Annotated in this window: 21 protein-coding genes; 8 read left to right on the forward strand and 13 right to left on the reverse strand. The window is 53.7% G+C overall.

Features of this window, described 5'->3' with window-relative positions:
• The 3 genes from qoxC to qoxA are packed head-to-tail and all read right to left on the reverse strand — an operon-like array spanning nt 1 to nt 3,518.
• Complete coding sequence (qoxC, locus tag KI379_RS30045; RefSeq protein WP_076173619.1) at nt 1-597, reverse strand: cytochrome aa3 quinol oxidase subunit III; 597 nt, start codon at nt 595-597, stop codon at nt 1-3.
• Nucleotides 594-2,540, reverse strand: coding sequence for a cytochrome aa3 quinol oxidase subunit I (gene qoxB, locus KI379_RS30050; RefSeq protein ID WP_076173620.1), 1,947 nt, complete (start codon nt 2,538-2,540; stop codon nt 594-596). The genes qoxC and qoxB overlap by 4 nt, the downstream gene beginning before the upstream one ends.
• Nucleotides 2,541-2,567: 27 nt before the next feature.
• The gene (gene qoxA, locus KI379_RS30055; protein ID WP_373309628.1) at nt 2,568-3,518 is read right to left on the reverse strand and encodes a cytochrome aa3 quinol oxidase subunit II; all 951 of its coding nucleotides are present in this window, start codon (nt 3,516-3,518) and stop codon (nt 2,568-2,570) included.
• A gap of 425 nt (nt 3,519-3,943) precedes the next feature.
• On the opposite strand from qoxA, the gene KI379_RS30060 reads away from it, so the two are divergent.
• The gene (locus tag KI379_RS30060; protein WP_212985859.1) at nt 3,944-4,666 is read left to right on the forward strand and encodes an HAD family hydrolase; all 723 of its coding nucleotides are present in this window, start codon (nt 3,944-3,946) and stop codon (nt 4,664-4,666) included.
• A gap of 149 nt (nt 4,667-4,815) precedes the next feature.
• Here KI379_RS30060 and KI379_RS30065 read toward each other — a convergent pair whose 3' ends face one another.
• The 4 genes from KI379_RS30065 to KI379_RS30080 form a co-directional block, all read right to left on the reverse strand.
• Nucleotides 4,816-6,801 (reverse strand): DUF2339 domain-containing protein, encoded by a 1,986-nt coding sequence (locus KI379_RS30065; protein ID WP_212985860.1) that lies wholly within the window; start codon nt 6,799-6,801, stop codon nt 4,816-4,818.
• 128 nt (nt 6,802-6,929) lie between these two features.
• On the reverse strand, nt 6,930-7,742 hold the full coding sequence (locus tag KI379_RS30070; protein ID WP_212985861.1) for an arsenite methyltransferase: 813 nt from the start codon (nt 7,740-7,742) through the stop codon (nt 6,930-6,932).
• A 52-nt stretch (nt 7,743-7,794) separates the two neighbouring features.
• On the reverse strand, nt 7,795-7,983 hold the full coding sequence (locus KI379_RS30075) for a hypothetical protein (RefSeq protein ID WP_076173625.1): 189 nt from the start codon (nt 7,981-7,983) through the stop codon (nt 7,795-7,797).
• 135 nt (nt 7,984-8,118) lie between these two features.
• Complete coding sequence (locus KI379_RS30080) at nt 8,119-8,568, reverse strand: MarR family winged helix-turn-helix transcriptional regulator (RefSeq protein ID WP_076173626.1); 450 nt, start codon at nt 8,566-8,568, stop codon at nt 8,119-8,121.
• A 158-nt stretch (nt 8,569-8,726) separates the two neighbouring features.
• Between KI379_RS30080 and KI379_RS30085 the strand changes: the two genes are divergently transcribed.
• The 3 genes from KI379_RS30085 (at nt 8,727) to arsC (ending at nt 10,886) form a co-directional block, all read left to right on the forward strand.
• A complete protein-coding gene (locus KI379_RS30085; protein ID WP_212985862.1) occupies nt 8,727-9,053 on the forward strand; it encodes an ArsR/SmtB family transcription factor in 327 nt (108 codons plus the stop codon).
• Nucleotides 9,054-9,143: 90 nt separating this feature from the next.
• Complete coding sequence (locus KI379_RS30090) at nt 9,144-10,439, forward strand: arsenic transporter (protein ID WP_212985863.1); 1,296 nt, start codon at nt 9,144-9,146, stop codon at nt 10,437-10,439.
• A 27-nt stretch (nt 10,440-10,466) separates the two neighbouring features.
• Complete coding sequence (arsC, locus tag KI379_RS30095) at nt 10,467-10,886, forward strand: arsenate reductase (thioredoxin) (protein WP_089548513.1); 420 nt, start codon at nt 10,467-10,469, stop codon at nt 10,884-10,886.
• 143 nt (nt 10,887-11,029) lie between these two features.
• Here the strand turns inward: arsC and KI379_RS30100 are convergent, their stop codons facing one another.
• Both KI379_RS30100 and KI379_RS30105 read right to left on the reverse strand, forming a co-directional pair.
• Nucleotides 11,030-12,529: an MDR family MFS transporter gene (locus tag KI379_RS30100; protein ID WP_244879496.1), complete on the reverse strand. Its 1,500-nt coding sequence runs from the start codon at nt 12,527-12,529 to the stop codon at nt 11,030-11,032.
• Between the two features lie 106 nt (nt 12,530-12,635).
• Nucleotides 12,636-13,655 (reverse strand): aldo/keto reductase, encoded by a 1,020-nt coding sequence (locus tag KI379_RS30105; RefSeq protein ID WP_212985865.1) that lies wholly within the window; start codon nt 13,653-13,655, stop codon nt 12,636-12,638.
• 212 nt (nt 13,656-13,867) lie between these two features.
• Between KI379_RS30105 and KI379_RS30110 the strand changes: the two genes are divergently transcribed.
• Nucleotides 13,868-14,731 (forward strand): helix-turn-helix transcriptional regulator, encoded by an 864-nt coding sequence (locus KI379_RS30110; protein WP_212985866.1) that lies wholly within the window; start codon nt 13,868-13,870, stop codon nt 14,729-14,731.
• 56 nt (nt 14,732-14,787) lie between these two features.
• Here the strand turns inward: KI379_RS30110 and KI379_RS30115 are convergent, their stop codons facing one another.
• Nucleotides 14,788-15,708, reverse strand: coding sequence for an AEC family transporter (locus KI379_RS30115; protein ID WP_212985867.1), 921 nt, complete (start codon nt 15,706-15,708; stop codon nt 14,788-14,790).
• 441 nt (nt 15,709-16,149) lie between these two features.
• Here KI379_RS30115 and KI379_RS30120 point away from each other — a divergent pair, with 441 nt between their 5' ends.
• Complete coding sequence (locus KI379_RS30120) at nt 16,150-16,614, forward strand: hypothetical protein (RefSeq protein WP_212985868.1); 465 nt, start codon at nt 16,150-16,152, stop codon at nt 16,612-16,614.
• A 77-nt stretch (nt 16,615-16,691) separates the two neighbouring features.
• Here KI379_RS30120 and KI379_RS30125 read toward each other — a convergent pair whose 3' ends face one another.
• Both KI379_RS30125 and KI379_RS30130 read right to left on the reverse strand, forming a co-directional pair.
• On the reverse strand, nt 16,692-17,330 hold the full coding sequence (locus KI379_RS30125; protein WP_212985869.1) for an NAD(P)-dependent oxidoreductase: 639 nt from the start codon (nt 17,328-17,330) through the stop codon (nt 16,692-16,694).
• Between the two features lie 141 nt (nt 17,331-17,471).
• Nucleotides 17,472-17,900: an Rrf2 family transcriptional regulator gene (locus KI379_RS30130; protein WP_212985870.1), complete on the reverse strand. Its 429-nt coding sequence runs from the start codon at nt 17,898-17,900 to the stop codon at nt 17,472-17,474.
• Nucleotides 17,901-18,195: 295 nt separating this feature from the next.
• Between KI379_RS30130 and KI379_RS30135 the strand changes: the two genes are divergently transcribed.
• The gene (locus tag KI379_RS30135) at nt 18,196-19,305 is read left to right on the forward strand and encodes a glycosyltransferase family 2 protein (RefSeq protein ID WP_089548507.1); all 1,110 of its coding nucleotides are present in this window, start codon (nt 18,196-18,198) and stop codon (nt 19,303-19,305) included.
• Nucleotides 19,302-19,919 carry a glycerol-3-phosphate acyltransferase gene (locus KI379_RS30140; protein WP_306433708.1) on the forward strand — a complete coding sequence of 206 codons (618 nt, stop codon included), beginning with the start codon at nt 19,302-19,304 and terminating at the stop codon, nt 19,917-19,919. The genes KI379_RS30135 and KI379_RS30140 overlap by 4 nt, the downstream gene beginning before the upstream one ends.
• 133 nt (nt 19,920-20,052) lie before the next feature.
• Here the strand turns inward: KI379_RS30140 and KI379_RS30145 are convergent, their stop codons facing one another.
• Complete coding sequence (locus tag KI379_RS30145; protein ID WP_076173637.1) at nt 20,053-20,781, reverse strand: FadR/GntR family transcriptional regulator; 729 nt, start codon at nt 20,779-20,781, stop codon at nt 20,053-20,055.
• Nucleotides 20,782-20,946 lie beyond the last annotated feature (165 nt).

A 20,946-nucleotide genomic window follows, 5' to 3' on the forward strand; every position in this document is an offset into this window, starting at 1 on the left:
TTACATCAGTCCTTTCATGTAGACAAAGCTGAAGATGAAGATCCAGACAACGTCAAGGAAGTGCCAGTACAGCGAGAAGATGAACGATTTGTTCGCCGTCTCATCCGTAAAGCCTTGACGGCCGACCTGAATCAGAATGCCGGCGCCCCAGAGAATACCCATCGTCACGTGAAGACCGTGGGTACCGAGCAGGACGAACAAGCTGGACAGGAACGCGCTCGTTTGCAGCGTAGCCCCTTCGTGAACGTAGTTGACAAACTCGGTGATCTCAATGCCCAGGAAGCCGAGGCCCATGAGCAGCGTGATGACGAAGAAGACGATCATCGGCTTCTTCAGATTGAGGCGCATGGCATGAATGCCAAGGCCGCAGGTGAAACTACTGGTCAGGAGCAGGAACGTCTCCCAAATGACGCCGTTCAGTTCGAACAGCTCTTTCCCCGTCGGGCCGCTCCCCGTCCGGTTCCACAGTGTGAAATAGACGGCGAACAGCGTGGAGAAGAGGGCGATCTCTGCCCCGAGGAAGAGCCAGAACCCGAAGATCTTGTTGCTGTTCTCTTCCGTTCTATACTCAAGTGGCAGTGAATCATTTATTTTCATACGGAATCACCCCGCAATTTCTGTTCAGTGGCGGCAATTTCCTCAGGTGAAATGTGATAGCCATGATCGCGTTCGAAGGAACGCAGAGCCAGCATGACTACGACAGCGATACCCGCAATGATTGCAGGAATGAACCAGCTGAATACCAGGAAAAAGCCTAGGAAAAACATAATGACGCCGAGAATGAACGGTTGACCGCTGTTGTTAGGCATATGAATCGGTTCGTAAGGGCCTTCCTCGTAGAGAGGTACCCCGTTGACTTTGGCCTCCCACAGTGCATCCATGGATTTGACGTTAGGTACCTTGGCGAAGTTGTACACCGGCACAGGGCTTGGCGTACTCCATTCCAGCGTACGTGCATCCCATGGATCTCCGTTTTCGTCGCGAGGGCTGTAACGGAAGCTCCAGTAGAAGTTGTAGCACAGAACAACAAATCCGATGGCCAGGATAAAGGCGCCGATCGTAGCCACCATATTCAGCGGGCCAAAGCCGGTATCGGCCGAATACGTGTACATCCGGCGCGTCATGCCGCTCAGTCCAAGGAAGAACAGTGGCAGGAAGGCCGTATTGAAGCCGACGACGATGAGCCAGAAGGCGGTCTTGCCGAGCTTCTCGTTCAGACGGAAACCGAAAATTTTCGGGAACCAGAAGTACATGCCTGCCAGAACCCCGAAGACGGTACCCGGAATCAATACATAGTGGAAGTGGGCAACCAGGAACATCGTGTTATGGTACTGGTAGTCCGCGCTGGCCATCGCCAGCATGACGCCGGTTACGCCGCCGATCGTAAAGATCGGAATAAAGGCCATCGCGTACAGCATCGGTGTCGTGAACGAGATTTTACCTTTCTGCAAGGTAAAGAGCCAGTTGAATATTTTGACGCCGGTCGGTACGGCAATCGCCATCGTCGTGATGGAGAAGAAGCCGTTGACCATAACGCCTGCGCCCATCGTATAGAAGTGGTGAGCCCATACGATAAAGGACAGGAGCGAGATGACCACCATACTGGCAACCATCGATTTATAACCGTACAAATTCTTTTTCGAGAACGTGGAAATAATATCACTGAATATACCGAAGGCCGGCAAAATAACGATATATACTTCAGGGTGTCCCCATACCCAGAACAGGTTGGCCCAGAGCATATCCATACCGCCATTCGCCATCGTAAAGAACTGGCTGCCGAAGATGCGGTCGAACATCATCAGGGCAAGGGCAACGGTCAGAACCGGGAATGCGAACAGGATGATAACGTTCGTAATCAGGACGGACCAGGTAAACATCGGCATGCGCATCAGTCTCATGCCTGGCGCACGCATTTTCAGAATCGTTACGATAAAGTTGACACCGGTCATCAGCGTACCGATACCGGAAATCTGAAGGGCCAGAGAGTAGAAGTTGTTACCTACGGTCGGGCTGAACTCCAGGCTCGCCAGCGGGAAGTAAGCGGTCCAGCCGGCATCCGGCGATCCCCCGATGACGAAGGAAATGTTGAACAGCATCGCTCCGAAGAAGAACATCCAGAAGCTGACGGCGTTCAGTCTAGGGAAAGCTACGTCGCGCGCCCCGATTTGCAGCGGAACGACAACGTTCATAAGTCCGATAACGAACGGCATCGCCATGAACAGGATCATGATAACGCCGTGCGTTGTAAAGATTTCGTTATAGTGCTGCGCATCCAGAAACTTCATTTCCGGAGCCGCGAGCTGCGTACGCATCAGCAGGGCGTCGACCCCGCCGCGGAACAGCATGATGAGTGCGGACAGGATATACATGACCCCGATCCGCTTATGGTCAACCGTTGTGAGCCATTCGCGCCACAGATAGCCCCACTTTTTAAAATAGGTCAGGCCGATCAGGATGGCGAGGGAAACGACGACGATACTGACCATGGCAGCATAGATCATCGGCTCACCGGTAACAAAAAATTCGTCCCATTTCATGCAGGTAGGTCTCCTTTCCAGTAGATGTTAGTTTCCATGTTCCATGGACCCCATATCTTCCATATTGCTCATATCCGAATGATCCATCGTTTCCGAGCCGGAATCTTTGTCACTGCTGCCGCTGCCGTGATGCCCTTCGGACATATCCATTTCAGGCGGCGGGTTGAACCCGAGATGCGTGGAAGAGAAGGATTCCCGTCCAACGTAGGAGGTTTTCAGCAGCGCGTTAAATTTGTCCTCAGTCAATTGAGGTGCGGTTTTCTTCACGTCGTCGACCCATTTGCTGAAGTCTCCGGCGCTCATGGACTGTACCTCAAACTCCATCTGCGCATAGCCTTTACCGGAGAAGTTGGAGTTACGTCCCATGAAAGAACCTGGTGTGTCGGCCAGCAGGTGAAGCGTGTTGACCATGTCGCTCATGGCGTACTTCTGTCCGCCAAGCTGCGGCACCCAGAAGCTCGTAATCGGTCCGTAAGAATACAGGCGGAACTCGATCGGGCGGTTTGTAGGAATATTCACATAGTTCACCGTTTCAACGCCTTCTTCAGGGTAACTGAAGTGCCATTTCCAGTTGGACGATGCGGCATAGATAACAAGCGGCTTCTGATCCTCGTAACCGGCAGGAACACTTTCCACCGCACTGGTCGTTTTGACCGTGACAACCGATAGAATGGCCACAATGATAACCGGAATCGCAATCCAGGTGAACTCGAGCCATTTGTTACCTTCTATATGAGGCGGGATATAATCGTCACTGGTTTTGCTTGCCCGGTATTTGGTCAGCATGATGATGTACAAGATGTAAACAACAATCAAGACGAAAGCCATCATCAGGATGGAGAAAATAATCGTGCTGGATTGCGTTTTTGCCTGCGGACCTTTCGGATCTAGCACGATGAGTGACGACGAGTCGCATCCGCTAAGCAGCAACATGATGGATACAAATAAACCAAAAAATAACCATCTTTTTTTCTTCACAGTGAGCTCCTTTCTAGCGTTACATGTAGCTGAATTGGTCTAAAAATAATGAACCTTATAGCCATAGCTTAGTAATCCGGGGGAACGAAAACAAATGCAACAAAAGTAATAAATGTAAATCATTTACAGATATTCTGTGAACATCTTCACATGATTTTTAAAAAAACCTCAAATTGTGCGAAAAATCACTGTAATCGCTGAAAATCGGGGATTTTCATTTTTGTTCAAAATTGCACAAGGCTTTGTCAATGTTGCCAGTTTCGTCACAATTGAAAGGGCTTATCATAAGCCGTTATCCGGATTTTTTCCTGCTGAAACAGCGGCTGAGGCGTCCCAAAAGCCCGCTGTATGGTACAATATGAGGGCTAATGCGGGCAGCAGCCGGCATGTGATCGCGGACTAGGCAGATGGGGGAGAACAAGAAAATGGGTGAACAAAGAGCGGTATTTTTTGACGTGGACGATACGCTGTATGACCATCTGGAACCGCTGCGGCAAGCGCTCGATCGCTTGATATCGCCGCCGGACGGCTTTCCTTATGAACAAGTATACCACCGGTTCCGGCATTACAGCGACTTGCTGTCGGCCCGGCATGGACATGTAAATGATCCGGCGAATGCGGGGGATCTGGAGGACATGCGCGAGCAGCGGATTCAGCTGGCCCTTGCGGAGTTCGGCATCGACGTGGACCGGGAGCAGGCGGCTGCGATTCAGGCAGCCTATTTGGAGGGGCAGTTCGACATTCGCCTGTTTCCGGGGGCGCAGGAGCTGATCCGGGAGCTCCAGGAGCGGGGCGATGTGGTCGGCGTGATCACCAATGGCCCGAAGGAACACCAAATGAACAAAGTCCGTGCGCTTGGGCTGGACAAGCTGGTGGGCTTGGACCGGGTATTCGTGTCCGGAGCGGTGGGCATCGACAAGCCCGATCCCCGGCTGTTCCGCCATGTCAATGAGGTGACGGCAACGGAGCCTGGGGCAAGCTGGTACATTGGCGACTCCTGGAACAACGACGTTATCGGCGCGCTGGAGGCGGGTTGGACATCGGTCTGGTTTAACCATCGGAAGGTCGAGCTGTTTGCGACCGGACATCAGCCCCATCATATTCTGGGGGGCTACGGGGAGCTGAGATCCGTTCTGCTGGGCGGCTAGCGGGTCGTTGGCTGTATTAAAAAAAGGGTACCTGCATCCATCGGGGATGGACAGGTACCCTTTTTTTTGAAAATCGATAAGCATGGCTCCCGTGGCATCGCTTTTTGAGTCAAGTAGAGTAACTCTCGGGCGGCGCGGTTATTTCGTATTTATTCCGGCGGGAGCGACGGTGGTCCCGGCGGAGGTCCCTGTGGTGCTTCGGGATCGGCCCCTTTGCGTTTGTACAAAATTCGGGAAACGGCGATCCCGGCGACGCCCAGACCGATGAACAGGATCGCCCGCACGGCCAGCGACACGCCTGGCAGGTCGAAGAAGATGACCTTGAGCAGCGTGATCAGCAGGACGATCAGTCCGGCCAGGCGGACCATCGATTTACCCACCATGACGCCGTAAATAATAACGATGATCGCATAGAGCGCGTATTCGGCCGACAGGATCAAATGCTGCAGGTCGAACGACAGATTCCGCGTCAGAACCGAGGTCACTTCCGTCAGGAAGACGATGGACAGCAGAGCGGCGGACCACATCAGAATATCCGGTACTTTCCGCTGCCATTCTTCGGCCAGATGTCTGCGGAGGACCGCCGACAAGCCTGCCAGGCTGGCCAGGAGCGCGATCCAGGACAGCGTTTCGATCGACAGGATCTCGTGAATGATCAGCTGCAGAATGCTCAGTCCCCCGAACAAATACAGGATGGCGGACGTGATCTGCTGCATCCGGCTTCTCAGCAGGATGCCGAGGCCGAGCCCAAGGGACGCCTCGATCAGGACAGACAGCGGCAGTGCCTCCCGGCTGACGATTTCAACCAGCCAAATGAGCCATGCGCAGGTCGCGATCGCCATGTATTCGTGGGGAACGCGGCCGCTCATCACCCGCCAGAGGGCGATCAGGCTGTAAATGACGGCCCAGATGATCATCATCATCGATTCGGGACCGGGGCCGCCCGCCTGATTGTACAAAGCGTAAATCCACAGCACGACCAGCCCGAAGCCGGTCATGAGCGATACCGTCTCGTCTACGCGGTGGCGGTACGGACGGACCAGCGAGAGGACGAGCAGCAGGGCGTGCTGCAGGAATACCGCGCCGAGGAAGACATGCCGGCTGCCTTCGAAATCGCCCGCCATGTATAGAATCATCAGCGGCAGATGCAGCACGCCGATGGACACGAAATAAGCGGCGCGGTAAGCAAAGCGGATCGACAGCGACGTCATCGCCAGGGAAAAGACGAGCTCGAAACCTGCGGCGATCCAGGCGTTCGGCTCCGTGGATTTCACCAGGAACGGAATGAGATAACCGCCGACGGTCATAATGATCACGAGCGTCTGGGAGCGGCGTCTTACGGCGGTCCACACCCCCAGGGCGATGGACAAGATATATAACAGGAAAGCTAACCAGGACGGAATCAATTCATATAGATGATGCGCCGCAAAAAAGGTCAGCATGAGCACGGCGACAGAGCCGCCGAGCAGCACCTGCGCCAATCCTTCCCGCTGCGCCCGGACCTGCCGCTCCCCGAAGAAGTACAGTGCGCCGGCGGCAACGAGGCCGAGGAGGCAGCGTACCGGCTGCGTCAGATACCCCGCCGACACGGCGGCGATAAAGCCCCACAGGACGCCGAGCAGCAGCACGACGATAAACACGCGCGGCAGCCACACCCGTGCGATGGCATGCTCCCAGTCCACGGGCGGCTTCGGCGGCTTGGGCGGCCGCTGGGCCTGCGGCCCGGCTGGACGGGGCTGGCCATAGTACGGCCCTTGGCCCGGCTGGCCTTGGTGCGGGCCCGCCTGCGCCGGGTAACCTGCGGTTCCCGGCTGGCCCGGATACGGCCCCGTGCCGGGACCACCAGGGTACCCCGGCACTCCCGGCTGCCCAGGTATCGGCTGCTGGCCTGGATGCCCCTGGTAAGGCTGTGACCCAGGCGGGTTCGGGTATGCAGCGCCCGGTGCCTGCGGCGACGCATAGGGAGCCTGAGGCGGAACCTGCGGCTGCACCGGCCGCTGGGCCTGGGCTCCCGGATTCACCGGCTGCTGCCGAGGATCACCTATACCCGGCCTCTCCCGTCTAAGTTCGTTCAGCTCCAGCTCCATCGCTTTCATTTTCGCTTCGAGCTGCTCAATCCTTCTTTCCAAATCCAATAGCTGTTCACCCCTAAAAATTCCATAATTATGTATTTAACCGAGATGGTACTAATATAACACATCTCGGCTGGAACAAGAGCCATAATATGGGTGGACATGGGTAAACAGGAAGGCATTCCACGATCTTAAGGCTTGGTGGCTTGGATGACAGCCGAAACAATGTAATCCTCAATATTCGATCCTTGGACCCAATCCTTAATAAAAGCTTTGGACTCATCCTTAGGTTCAACGCTAATGTTTGTAAACCCGCTTTGACTAAGCATCGCTTCTATTTCGCTGACGGAAGAAGCCCCTGAAATGCAGCCTGAATACAATTCATCCAGGTCGTTTTTGATCTCAGGAGGTAAATCTGCTGTTGTAACGATATCCGAAATGGCCAGCCGGCCTCCGCTTTTCAGTACACGAAAAGAATCGTGAAACACCTGCTGTTTATCTGGAGACAGATTGACCACACAGTTCGAAATAATGGCATCTACCGTGTGATCAGCGACGGGAAGGTGCTCAATTTCCCCCAGACGGAAATCGGTGTTCTTGAAATGGCCTTTCACTGCATTGCTGCGTGCACGGCTGACCATTTCGGGAGTCATGTCGACACCGATGACTTTACCGGTATCTCCTACCTGGCGCGATGCCAGAAAACAGTCAAATCCGCCGCCACTTCCCAAATCCAGCACGACTTCACCAGCCTTTAAAGAAGCAATCGCCTGCGGGTTACCACATCCCAAACCAAGGTTTGCGCCTTCTGGTGCCGCGTTTAATTCGTCGTCGAAGTAACCTAATCGGCTCGAGATCGAATTAAAATCGGAAGGCGTGCTGCAGCAGCTGGCTTGGCTGTTGTCCGGTTGGCAGCAAGATCCGGCATTCATCTCGGCAACGGCAATCTGCTTATATCGGCTACGCACGTTTTGGCGGATTTCATCATTCGTTAACTTTGACATGGATAACACTCCTTAGAATAGGTTTGGATTCGATTCAATGGTCAGCAGCAATTTAGCAGCAAGCCTGAATGGGTGGAGAGCAGCAAGGAACTGTCTTCGCTTTACGGACAGAGTCCAGGAACTTATACCGGCCCATTTTTGGTTTTTCCGCGGACCATTTCCATGCCTGCCGAGCCGTTTTTTGCACTTGCTGTTCGTTCATTTTCATCAGGTACTCGGCGGTGTAAAAGTGATCGTACATCGAAGGACCTCCTTAAAGGGTTGTGTATGTTGAATGACCCGCTGCTGGAAGCAGCAAAGCCATTTGACATCAGATCAAAGGATTGCACATGATGAAAATTAATTGCAAACTGCAAGTAATGAAAGGTAAAAAAAATTACCCTAGCATCGGTTTGCAGCAATAATCGGATTTGGCCATCGCTTCATTCATCAATTTAATGGACCGGAGAACGGTCTCTTTCTCAAACTCGGTCATAAAAGAAAATACATCATCCAAATAAGCGTTCATTTGATGGTCGATGGTGGCGGCGACGTACTTCCCTTCAACCGTTAGTGCGAGCGTTGAAACCCGGCGATCTGTGGGATCAGGCGTCTTTTTGATCAGGTTCATTTTGATCAGTGATTGTACCTGGCGGCTGAATGTTGTGATATCGGTGCCTAATGTTTCCGCGATCTGTTGGATCGAAGGATGATGCTGGCGGTCGACCTCAAACAAAATGTGGCTTTGAACCGGTGTGAGATCGTGCCCACCCACGGTACAGCAATTTTTATTGAGTAAGCCAAAGCGGCGGGTCATGATTTGGAATAGTTCGCGAGTGCTTTCCATGGCGTTTTTTCACCTCGTGATTCATTTATACTGTATTTATTTGCAATATGCAAATGTTTTTTTGGGGGTAAGGATGCATTTCTATGGATTTGATATTTATTTCTCATCATCATATCATATAATCATTCGCTTATATATCACGAAAAGGAGGGACCCTTATGGAACATATTCGCGAAATGTCGGATAAGCTAAAGCTGCTAAGCGATTACACCCGCCTTACCATATTATCCTTACTTAAGGAGCGGGAATTTTGCGTTTGTGAGCTTGTTGAGATCCTGGAGGTTTCCCAGCCTGCGGTAAGCCAGCATTTAAGAAAGCTGAAATCTCAGGGACTGGTGAAGGAAAGTAAGCGTGGACAATGGGTGTACTACTCCTTAAATGCAGATGATAAACCGTATATCAAGGCTGTATTGGATCACACGCCCGATTCCCAAACGATATTATCCGCATTAAACAAACAGCATTTAACTTCCGCGTGCAAGTAAGTTTATCTGTTGATCATATAAGTACATAGTTATATAATGATTCGCGAATGTTTACAAACAAGAACAGCGACAGTTCGCACGGAGGTTGAAATGGTAACCGTTGTATTGGCTTGCGTCATATTTTTGGTCACACTAGTTCTCGTCATCTGGCAGCCCAAAAACCTGTCGATCGGATGGTCAGCCTGTGGAGGCGCGGTTCTTGCTCTGCTCCTTGGGGTGGTCCGGTTCCAGGATGTTTGGGATGTCACGCAAATCGTATGGAATGCTACGCTCGCTTTTGTAGCCATTATCCTTATTTCGCTTATTCTGGACAGCATCGGTTTTTTCGAGTGGGCTGCGCTCCATATGGCAAGGGCTGCCCGCGGCAGCGGTCTGCGGATGTTTATTTATGTCTCGTTCCTCGGTGCTGTTGTGGCTGCATTTTTTGCAAATGACGGTGCTGCGCTGATCCTGACGCCGATCGTTCTCGCGATGATGCGGGCGCTCAGATTCGATGAAAAGAAGGTGTTCCCGTTCATTATCGCCAGCGGGTTTATTGCAGATACGACCTCACTGCCGCTGGTTGTCAGCAACCTCGTAAATATCGTGTCTGCTGACTTCTTCGGTATTTCCTTCATGGAATACGCCGGCCATATGATCATCCCGGATTTATTTGCTCTGGGAGCCAGCATCATCGTTCTCTACCTGTTCTTCCGAAAGAGCATTCCCGCGAAGTTTGATGCCGCCGATCTAAGGAACCCGGAGGATGCGATCAAGGATCCAGCAATGTTCAGATTGTCCTGGGTTGTGCTTGCCATTCTGCTGGCTGGATACTTTGCGAGCGAATTTTTAAACATACCGGTATCCATCGTCGCTGGTGTAATCGCGATCTTCTTTTTGCTAATGGCAAGAAAAAGTCCAATCGTTCCGGTCAAGGATGTGGTTAAGGGGGCCCCGTGGGCCATCGTCTTTTTCTCCATTGGCATGTATGTGGTGGTGTATGGCTTGCGGAATGCCGGGCTGACGGACTTATTAGCTCAAGTCATTCAGTCGGCAGCTGATCAGGGGTTGTTTGCGGCGACGATCTCAATGGGCTTTATATCTGCCGTGCTGTCATCTGTAATGAACAATTTGCCCACCGTCATGATTGATGCCCTGGCCATACAATCCACCCACACCACCGATGCCATCAAAGAGGCTCTGGCGTATGCCAATGTCATCGGTTCCGACTTAGGGCCGAAGATGACTCCCATTGGATCACTGGCGACGCTCCTATGGCTTCATGTGCTGTCCGCCAAAGGGGTCAAAATCTCCTGGGGGACGTATTTTAGAACCGGCATCATCCTGACAATTCCTACCCTTTTGATTACGCTGCTGGGCCTGTATTTGTGGTTAGCGATCTTATAATTTTCATATCTAAGGAGACATGCTCATATGAACAAGAAAACAATTTACTTTTTGTGCACAGGCAATTCCTGCCGGAGTCAAATGGCTGAAGGCTGGGCGAAAAAATACCTGGGTGACGACTGGAATGTGCACAGTGCGGGCATTGAAGCTCACGGGCTTAATCCCAATGCCGTCAAAGCCATGGAAGAAGCAGGGATTGATATTTCCGGTCAAACCTCTGATATCATTGATCCCACACTCCTTAACGAGGCTGATTTCGTGGTGACCCTCTGCGGCGATGCGGCTGACAAATGCCCCGTCACACCGCCGCAAGTCAGACGTGAGCATTGGGGATTTGACGATCCGGCGAAAGCCCAGGGTACAGAGGAAGAGAAGTGGGCCGTATTTCAACGTGTACGCGATCAGATTGGCGAAAGAATCGAGCGATTTGCCAAAACGGGGGAATAGAAGCAGGGGTTAGCTGGAAATGAAATAGCGACAGTCCGGGGAGATTTTTGATCCCAAGACTGTCGCTATTTATTTTGGATTGCCATGCATGACTAGAGAAGCGTTCAGCCACATTTATAAGTTTAGAACGACGGCCTGCCGGCTCAGCTGTGTCCCGACTCGGCCGTTGCTTCTTTGCTGGTGAGCACTCCCTTTTTCAAAAACCAGGTGATCACAAAGGAGACCAGGATAAACACGAACGCGATGCCGAACAAGTTTTGGAACGCGTCCACAAAGACGGTCTGCACCTTCAGCACCAAGTCCGGCGCCAGATTTGCCGGGATGCCTCCCGTAGCCAGGTGCTCTGCGCTTCCTTCAGGAAGCTGTCCGGCAATGGAGGAGACGCCATCCTTGATATGCTTGGCAAGCAGGCTGCCGAAGACGCTGAGACCGATCGTCGTGCCGAGCGACTGGATCAGCTGCACGGTGCCGAGCGCAATGCCGCTGTTTTCCTTGGACACCGATTCCTGCACGATCAGATTGTCGCCGCCGAACAGGGCGCCGAGGCCGAGGCCCAGAATAAAGAAGGAAGCGACGATATACACCACGGATGTGTGAATGCCAAGCTGCGTCAGCAGATAGATGCCGATGACCGGCAGGATGAAGCAAATGATAAACAGATTGCGGTATGGAACACGGGTGATTAAAAATCCGTTAACGATGCTCGACGGAATGGCGCCGGCCATAAACGCCAGCATCAGATACCCGGACTGCGTCGGTGTCAGCCCCATCACATTTTGGGCAAAGTACGGGAAGGTGGCGATGCCGCCCATCAGGCCCAGCATGAGAATAAAGACCAGCAGCGACAGCACGACCACATTGCGGTTACGGAACAAATGCAGCGGGATAATCGGCTCCTTGACCTTCGTCTCGATCCAGATAAACAGACCGAGCAGCAAGGCGCCGATAACCAGCAGCCCGATAATCGTTGGCGAAGACCAGGCCAGACCCTGGTTATCGACCAGAACCGGTGACATTAGCAGGGACAGCATGCTTAAGGTAAGCACCGATGAACCAAGCCAGTCGATCGGCTTCTTCTCGTCTCCGCGCGATTCCCGCATGCCGATTCCGAGCACCAGGGCGGCGATCAGGCCAACCGGAATGTTGATCAGGAACACCCAGTGCCAGTTGACGTGGCCGACCAAATATCCGCCCACCGTCGGACCCAGCAGCTGGGGAATGATCATCATGGGGCCGAACAGGCTCTGGATTTTGGCGCGTTTCTCCAGCGGGTACGAATCTCCGATGATGGCTAAGGCGATCGGCATGAGCCCCCCGGCTCCAATGCCCTGAATGCCCCGGCCAATAAGCAGCACCGTCATCGATGGGGCGAGGCCGCATACGATCGAGCCTGCGATAAAGAGCGCCATGCAGCTTAAATAAACGACTTTCCGGCCGTAAATGTCGGCCAGCTTGCCGAGGATCGGCATGAAAATGGTCGCAGCCAGCATATAAATGCCGGCGACCCAGCCGTACAGCGCCAGGCCGTGCAAATCGCGGATGATGGTAGGCATCGCCGTGGATACGACGGTTTCGTCCAGCTCCGCAAAAATCAGACCGATCATCAGTCCGATCAAAATCAGCGTGTTTCGATTTGATTTCACTCCAAACTCCCTCATTTCTCTATTTGCTTTTTTGGAATGAAACCAAAATACACGATGTTTATGAACTGAATATGAACGAACCCCCATTATTCGCCGTACTTCTACGTTACCCCAGCGCTTTCATGTGCTCCGCATCCAGCATCGAATCGGCAAACCAATTCGGGTAGAGCGGGCGCGGCTGTGTGGCTTGATCCAGCAGCAGCATCTCCTCAGCCGTCAGCTCCAGGTCGATGGCTTTCAAATTGTCCTCCAGCTGGCTCATTTTGCTGGCGCCCACCAGGACGCTGCTGACGCCGGCTTTGGACAGCAGCCAGGCAAGCGATACCTGTGCAGCCGTCACGCCATGCGCATCGGCGATGCTGTGAACGTGGTCCAGCACGGCAAAACCCCATTCCTTGTCGAACGGAATGATGTCAAAGCCGCTCAGCCGTCCGTCCGGATCCTGCAAATTGCTGCGGGAATACTTGCCGCTTAGAAATCCGCCGGCCAGCGGGCTCCATACCGTCAGCCCGACGCCCGCGTCCTTCATGAACGGCAGGATATCGTACTCGACGTCCCTGCCGACCAGGGAATAATACATCTGTCCGCTAATGAAGGTGGCCCAGCCCCGTTCGCGCTGGATTTGCACCGCCTTGGCCGCCAGCCAGGCCGGCCAGTTGGAGAAGCCGATATAGCGGACTTTTCCCTGCCGGACCAAGTCGTTCAGCGCTTCGAGCGTTTCTTCCAGCGGCGTGAAGGGATCCGTCTTGTGAACGATGTACAAATCGATGTAATCGGTGCCGAGGCGTTTCAGGCTCGCCTCTGCGGCGGCAAACAAATGCTTGCGGGACAAGCCCGACTGAACAAGCGCAGGTCCCGCACGGAAGCCGCCTTTGGTGGCAATAACCACTTCCTGCCGCCTTGATCCTAGCAGCTGCCCCAGCATTTCTTCACTTTGCCCGTCGGCATAACCATCCGCGGTATCGAAGAAATTGATGCCTGCCGCCAGCGCCTCGTCCACAAGCTGCCGGGCAGCTGATGGGCCTACCTTATAGACGCTCGGGAGGTTTCCCGTGCCAAAAGTCATTGCTCCGAATGCCAGTTTGGACACGATCAGTCCCGAGTTTCCGAGTCTTGCATATTTCATGATTCAACGCCTCCATTCATGTTATAGGGTTGGTGCCCTTCTTGAACCCAAGTATACGGGGAATCCGGGGACGGTTTCTTGAACCGGTTGATCATCTTTTTTGAACAAAATGCTCATTTGGGCCGAAGTACCCTTTGTCAGGGAAGGAAGCAGCGTTTAGAATGGAAAAAAAAGCGTTTCATTTGCATCCAAGCGGTAGGGAGGAGAACGCATTGCCGCTACGGCCAACAGTGGGAAAGGGTGAAAACAGGATCGTGGAGAAGCCGGAGTATACGTTGTCCAGTCTGGAGCAAGTCCCCCCGCAGGAAGCCTTTGAGCCGGTATTAACGGGGCACCTCATGGTCATTCACCGTACCAAGGAGCCGGTCCGCGTGTTTGAGCGGTCCGACGGATACAGCGGGGAAGGGGTGGCCTGGCCAGGACATATCAACGTATTCTCTGCAGGCGACATGTCTTTGTGCCGGTGGGACAGGGAGCTGGATTTCTTCCGTCTCGACCTGAGCCCTGACCTGGTCCAAAAGGTAGCCGGTGAGCTGGAGCTCCCCGGAGGAGCCAGGCAGATCGATTTCGCCACACAGATCCGGCTGCAGGATGAACGGCTCGTCCAGCTGGTCCGCTGGCTCCACGAAGAGCAGCAGAGCGGGGGGGTGGGCGGCAGGCTCTACTCGGATTCCTTGATGCGCATGCTCACCGTCCATATGCTCGACCGCTACGGTTCAGGCACCAAAGCCGGGAGCTGGGCGGCCCCGCATAAGCTGGAGAAAAATCAGCTGGATCAAGCGCTGCAGTACATCGATGCGTTTCTGGACCAGGATATCTCTCTCGAAGACCTGGCTGCAGCCGCTCATATCAGCTCGTCCCATCTGGTAAGGCTGTTTAAGCAGACCACAGGCCTGCCGCCGCACCAGTATATGATCCGGGAGCGGATCCGCAGGTCACAGCAGCTGCTGCTGTCCGGTCTTCCCGTTCACGAAGTGGCGGCAGTGCTTAACTTCAGCGACCAAAGCCATTTTCACCGGCATTTCAAGCGGGTGCTCGGCGTTACGCCGCGCCAATTCGTCCTTGGTTCCCGCTAGGGCAGGAGCAGATTTGGCCGATATATACAAAAAAATAGAGGCATTTCGCCTCTATTTCAGAACATTTTCGCCAGTGAAATCAAACCCGTAATCGTAATAATGTTAAACAGCGTGGAAATCAGGACGGTTTGCGCCGCAAAATCCGGCTCGTTATTGTACTCTTCCGCCAAAATCGACGTGTTGACCCCGGTCGGCATGCCGGATGCGATGAGCAGCGCCTGGGCTGGAATCCCCTTCATTCCAAGCGCAAACACGAGTGTTACGCCGATGACCGGGCCGATGATAAGGCGGAGGAACAGGCTGATATATACGTCCACACGGTACAGTTTGAGCGGATACTTGACGATCTGGGCTCCCAGCGTGAGCAGGGCGACGGCCACCATCGACTGCTGGGCATAGGTGAGCGGCTGCGATACGAACAGGGGCAGCGGGGCATGCACAGCATGCAGCACGATTCCGAGCACGAGTGCATACGGGACCGGCATTTTTAGAAAGCCGATAATCATGCTGCGGTAATTGCCTTTCAGCTTGGCGCCCTGGATCGATATGACTCCATAAGTGAACGTCAGGAGGCTCTGCAGCGACATGATCAGCGCCTGCATGGAGCTGGCGAGGGGGTCCCCCTTGAACACCAGGGCATTGATCGGCATCCCGTAGTTGCCCGAGTTGTCCAGCATGATGCTGTTGTTGAACGCGGCGCGCATGCTTTTGGTGAATTTCAGCGGGCGGGAGACCAAGGTCCCTATCACGTATAGAATGAATACATATAATGCGTAAAAGAGTGTCACATTCCCGAGCAGCTCGCCCGACATATCCGAATGATACATGCTCATAAAGACGGCGGCAGGGGTTATGCAGTAAAAATTGATTTTGGCCAGTGTGTACAAATCCAGGCGGAACACGCGCTGCATCCATGAACCGATTCCAATCAGCACAAAGACGGGCAGCACCACTTCCAGAAGTATGTCTCCAATCATAGCTCAGCTTCCTTTTTCGAGATCATTGTCATGATGTATTTGAAACCAACCTCTTCATTATAGCACCGTACCTGGAGCCGTGATGAAAAAAATAGGGAGGAAGCAGGAAGCGGGAGGGCCACTTTGCCATGGCGAATCCCCAATACTACACTAATTGTTGGAGAAAGCTATTTAATATGGAAAACCCTTCATTTTGATGCAGAAAAAACCGAAATATACAACAAGGAGTGCCAGCAGTTATCAAGCCTAAAGCCCGCAGCGGTCAAGATGGGAACGTTCCCGTCTTGGATGGCCGATACAGGCGGCCGCAGGGCGGCAAGCACTTCCGGCAGTCTATATGCCGACACTCAAGATGAGTATGCACCCCCTTACTTCGCGCCGGCAAGCCATACCGGCTTCAGTTCCTGCAGAAGTGCTGCTCCAAGGGAGGTATGAATGGGAATGAGTCCATACACAACAAACTCGAGCCTGGTCAAAGAAAGGGAACTTAACGCGAATGGGGATTCCGTCCAGTCCGCCAAGACCCGAATTTGGAGTGAATTATCCAGGAGTCATATGAATCTGGCGATCCTGCTCAAAGACGAGGGACAGCTGCAGCCGGCACTGATTCTCGCCCATATGGCGGCGAAAACCAAGCTGAAGGAGATCGCTCTGCATCTTAGGCTCGATGTCCCTGCGGATCGCATGCCCTACGAGGATTTAATTGGCCGGGCACGGGAAATCGCGTTAATCGATTTGGAAACGGAGCTGTTCCTGAACACGCTCAGCTATATTGCCGAGCCGGAAAATATGTCGCTCCTCAAAGATATGCATGCCGAGCATGTGGACATGATGTTGGAACGGGTTCGCGCCCTTTTGGAGGAGATGAGCTGGAAGGCCGCTCCTTCGATGATGGAATCGAAATAAGCGTGAAACTGCCTTTTCCGGTAAGTAAAAGAGACGGTCCCAAGAAAGGGGATCGTCTCTTTTGTCAATACATCTATTTATTTGGCTTCGCCCACAACGGTGAACCGTTCGTTCCGATGCTGCGGATGCTCGATTTCATCAAGGACGGCAATCGCGTAGTCCGCGTAGCTGATATAGCTGCTGCCGGCTGAGTTGACGAGAAGCTGGTCCTTTCCGGCCTGGTAAGAGCCGGTTCTTGCCCCTTCGGGATCAAAAAAGGCCGACGGACTGATAAAGGTCCACTGAATCCCGCTGGACTGCTGCAGATCCTCGAGGTTTTTGCCCTGATTGGATGCCGTAGCGAAGTATTCCTTCGGAAAATCTGGCGTATCCATGACGCGGGTGGTCTGTGCTTCGTCGACAAACAGGCTGCCTGCGCCCCCCACGACGATGAGCCGGGTCGACGGTGCGTCCTTCAGGGCGGAAATCAGCGATCTTCCGGCTTCGACGTGAAGATGCTCGTCCCCGGGCTTGGCGCCGAAGGCGTTGACGACAACATCAAACGGCTTCACATCTTCAGCCGTCAGGTCAAACACATCTTTCTCCAGAACGCTGACGTTCCCCGTAACGCGGCCTGCATCACGAACGATCGCCGTTACCTGGTGTCCGCGGTTCAACGCTTCCTCTACAATAAGGCGTCCAGCCTTGCCGCTGGCTCCAATAACTCCGATATTCATAAAAAAGTTCCCTCCTGGTTATCATGTCCTTCTTGTAACTATTGTAGTTACATGTTGGACGAATGTCAAATCAAAAAGGACGGCAAACCTTCAATACGAAAAAACCACGCCCCTCTTCCGGGTCGGGAGTCGGGGCGTGCGTTACATTTCAAGCACTTCGATGTCTTGGATGATGTCCTGGAGCTTAACGGCAGCGAGCACGTTCTCCATCGCTTTCTGGGCGCTGGTGAACAACGGGACGATCACCCCCTGGATGTTGCGGCCCACCGTGCAATCCGGATTGGGAGAATCATGGACGCCGAACAGGCCGTTCTCCTCCACGACGTTAACCGCATTATAAATGTCCAGCAGCGTTATATCACTAGGATCCTTGGCCAGCTTGGCACCGGGGACCCCCGGCTTCACTTCGACCAATCCCGCCTTGCTGAGCATGCCTGTAATTCTCCGGATCACGACCGGGTTCGTGTTGACGCTTGAAGCTATAAAATCAGACGTATTGGTACCCGTCTTGTTGACTTCCAGAATCGAAAGGATATGAATAGCCACGGAAAACCGGCTGCTGATATTCATGGATTATGCCTCCTTGCCGCCGCCCTGTACTGGGAGTAATAACATTATTTTATCATAAAAGGCGTTCTGCTGCGCAGCATGGTCCGAATGGGCCAGAAAGTTTTCAGAAGGGATGGTACAATCCGCGAATCCTTGGCCAAGGGGCTGGAATATAATGTATTGAAAAGGGAGAAATGCTCGGCTACACTATGGTTGCATCATTCAACGATAACGCTTCATGACAGATCCGGCAGACGCACGAAAGGCTCTAACCTTCCAAGGTTCCAGCTACTTTAGAGAGATGGGGTTGTTGGCTATGGGGCTTTACCTGTTTCTTTACCTGTTATTTGTTATCGGCATCCTTTCCGGGATTGTTTTGTTCCGCAAAAATCAGGTCCCTCGCAGCGATGGCGCAGGGCGGCAGGCGGGGGCTAAGCTCTCCGTGATCATTCCGGCACGGAATGAGGAGAAGAATCTGGCTTTTCTCCTGGAATCGCTCCGGGCTCAAAGCTTGCAGCCGCATGAGATCATTGTCGTCGACGACGGCTCGCAGGACCGGACCCGGGACGTCGCCGCGGGCTTCGGGGTGACCATCGTGCAGAATCCGCCGCTTCCTCCCGGATGGACGGGAAAAACATGGGCCGTGTGGAACGGCTACCTTCATGCTTCCGGGGATACGTTCGTTTTTCTGGATGCCGACATCCGCTTGTCACCGCATGCGCTGGATTCGCTTCTGCAGCTTCGCTCCCGCACCGGTGGCGTCATTTCCGTCGTCCCCTTTCATCACACCGAGAAATTTTACGAACGCCTTGCACTCATTCCGAATATTTTGGGCGTATTTGCGTTTACCTCCCCTTTTGAACGCCGCAATCTCCGGAAAGGACTTTACGGCTCCTGCATTTTGACAACAAGGCAAGATTATGAGCAAGTCGGCGGCCACAGCAGCATCCGGTCGGAAATATTGGATGATTTAAACCTGGGCGCCAAGTACATGGAAGCCGGGATCGACGTAACGAATTTTATCGGCCGGGGGATGGTATCGTTCCGCATGTACCCGCACGGTATTAAAAGCGAGCTGCAGGGATTCGGCAAAGGGGCGGTGCTGAGCACGGCCAAGCTGAGTCCATGGACGATCGTACTGATTGCGCTCTGGTTTATCGGATTGGTCTGCTCCGCAGGGACGTACTTTCTATGGAACACGCCATGGGGAATCCCCTTGCTCGCGGGCTACTTGCTGTACATGGCACACATCGGCTATCTGATCAAAAATGTCGGCAAATTCGGCCTCGTGATGCCTGTTCTTCATATTTTATCCACGATCTTTTTCCTGGTGGTGATGCTGTATTCCGCTTACCAGGTCATGTTTCTGGGGCATGTCATGTGGAAGGACAGGGCCGTGGATGTTGGGGGGCATAGGGAACCATGATGATCCTGCTGCTGACGGCTGTGGAATTTCTGTGCGGCTCGCTGATGTTCTCGTATTGGCTGGGCCGGGCGGCGCACAAGGATTTGAAGGCGGTGGGAGACGGGAACCCGGGTGCGTTCAACCTCTGGAGCGCTGCGGGGTATAAGCTGGGTCTGGCGGGGGTGGCGCTGGACTTTTTGAAGGGATATGTGCCCCTGGTATGGATCGCCGGCAGCGGCACCGTGCACGGGTATGGCATGGTGGCTGTCGCCGCGGCCCCGGTTGCGGGGCATGCCTTCACGCCGTTCCTGAAGTTCAAGGGAGGCAAGGCGATCGCCGTCACCTTCGGGGTATGGAGCGCCTTGACCCGGTTTGAGGTATCGCTGGCGCTGGCCGTCATTCTCGCGCTGCTGCTGATCGCCTCCAAGCTGATGAGCCGGCGGCCCTTATCCACGGAAGCGAGCGGCTTCCAGGTGGTGGCCGGCTTCATGCTCGTCTCCGTCTATCTGATCGCCCGGGGCTTCCCGGGACCATATTTGTGCATATGGCTCGTAAATCTGCTGATTCTCGTCTATACGAATAAAAGGAAGCTGGAAGTATTTTTAAAAAGGTACAGCGGGCGGCGAGGAAATTAACATGGCGTGCTGCCTATGCCGGGTAAATTGAAACGCGGGTGGGCAGGAGGCAAGGGCGGACGCTAAATCGGGCTTGCTTCTTTGGCAGCGGCATCGCGCTTTCGCCTCTGCGGCTCAGGCTTAAGCCTGGAGGTCAAAGCGGCTGGTCGCCCGCGCCTTTTTCACTGAGCACCTGCTCCACTTTGGTGATATGGGCCTCCATCCGGGCCAGGGCCTCCTTGGCATCCTGGGTCCGGATCGCCTCATAGATGGACGCATGCTCCTGCAGCAGCCGCTCGGCGGAGGAGCGCTCGGCATAGAACCACAAGGCGCGCATATCCTTCATGTTTTCATGCAGCTTGTTCGATAACGACTCCATCAAATCCAGCAGCAGCGGATTGTGCGTTGCCGCGGCGATTTGCTGATGGAATTTCACGTCCGCCTGCTCGCTGACCTGCTCATCGGCGGCGTTCTCCATTTCGCGCAGTATTTCCTCAAAAGCCGCCAGATCCGCCTCACTGCGGTTCGATGCGGCAACGGAGGCGCAGCCGGTCTCCAGCACGCGCCGGACCTCAAGCAGATGGCGCAGCGAAGCCGCGCGACCCTCCCACAAGTCCGCGTAGAGCTGTCCGGGATGTACCGGCAGCGGATCGGCGGGCGGTGTACGCACAAACGTCCCTCCGCCCTGGCGGATATCCAGCAGCCCCATCGCTTTCAGAGCGCTGAGCGCCTCGCGGATGGTCGATCTGCCCACATTGTACTGGAGCGCCAGGTCAACGACCGAGGAGAGGCGGTCCCCCGGCTGAAGCGAGCCCTCGTCCATCTGCCGCTTCAAATCATTCATTACCCACTCATATTGTTTCAACGGCCGCTGCGGATTCATCGTTCAAGCGTCCCTCCGTTTAAGTTTTTACTAGTCATTCCTTGATCTACGGGGAATAAATTGTGTCTAAAATGTGACTTTCTTGAATTCAATCTATATAGATTCATTTATTTTAGTGTATACTTGATCATAATAAAAGTCATCAGATGACCTGACTAATTTCTT

The sequence above is a fragment of the Paenibacillus cineris genome (assembly GCF_018333335.1).
Taxonomy (GTDB): domain Bacteria; phylum Bacillota; class Bacilli; order Paenibacillales; family Paenibacillaceae; genus Paenibacillus_AQ; species Paenibacillus_AQ favisporus.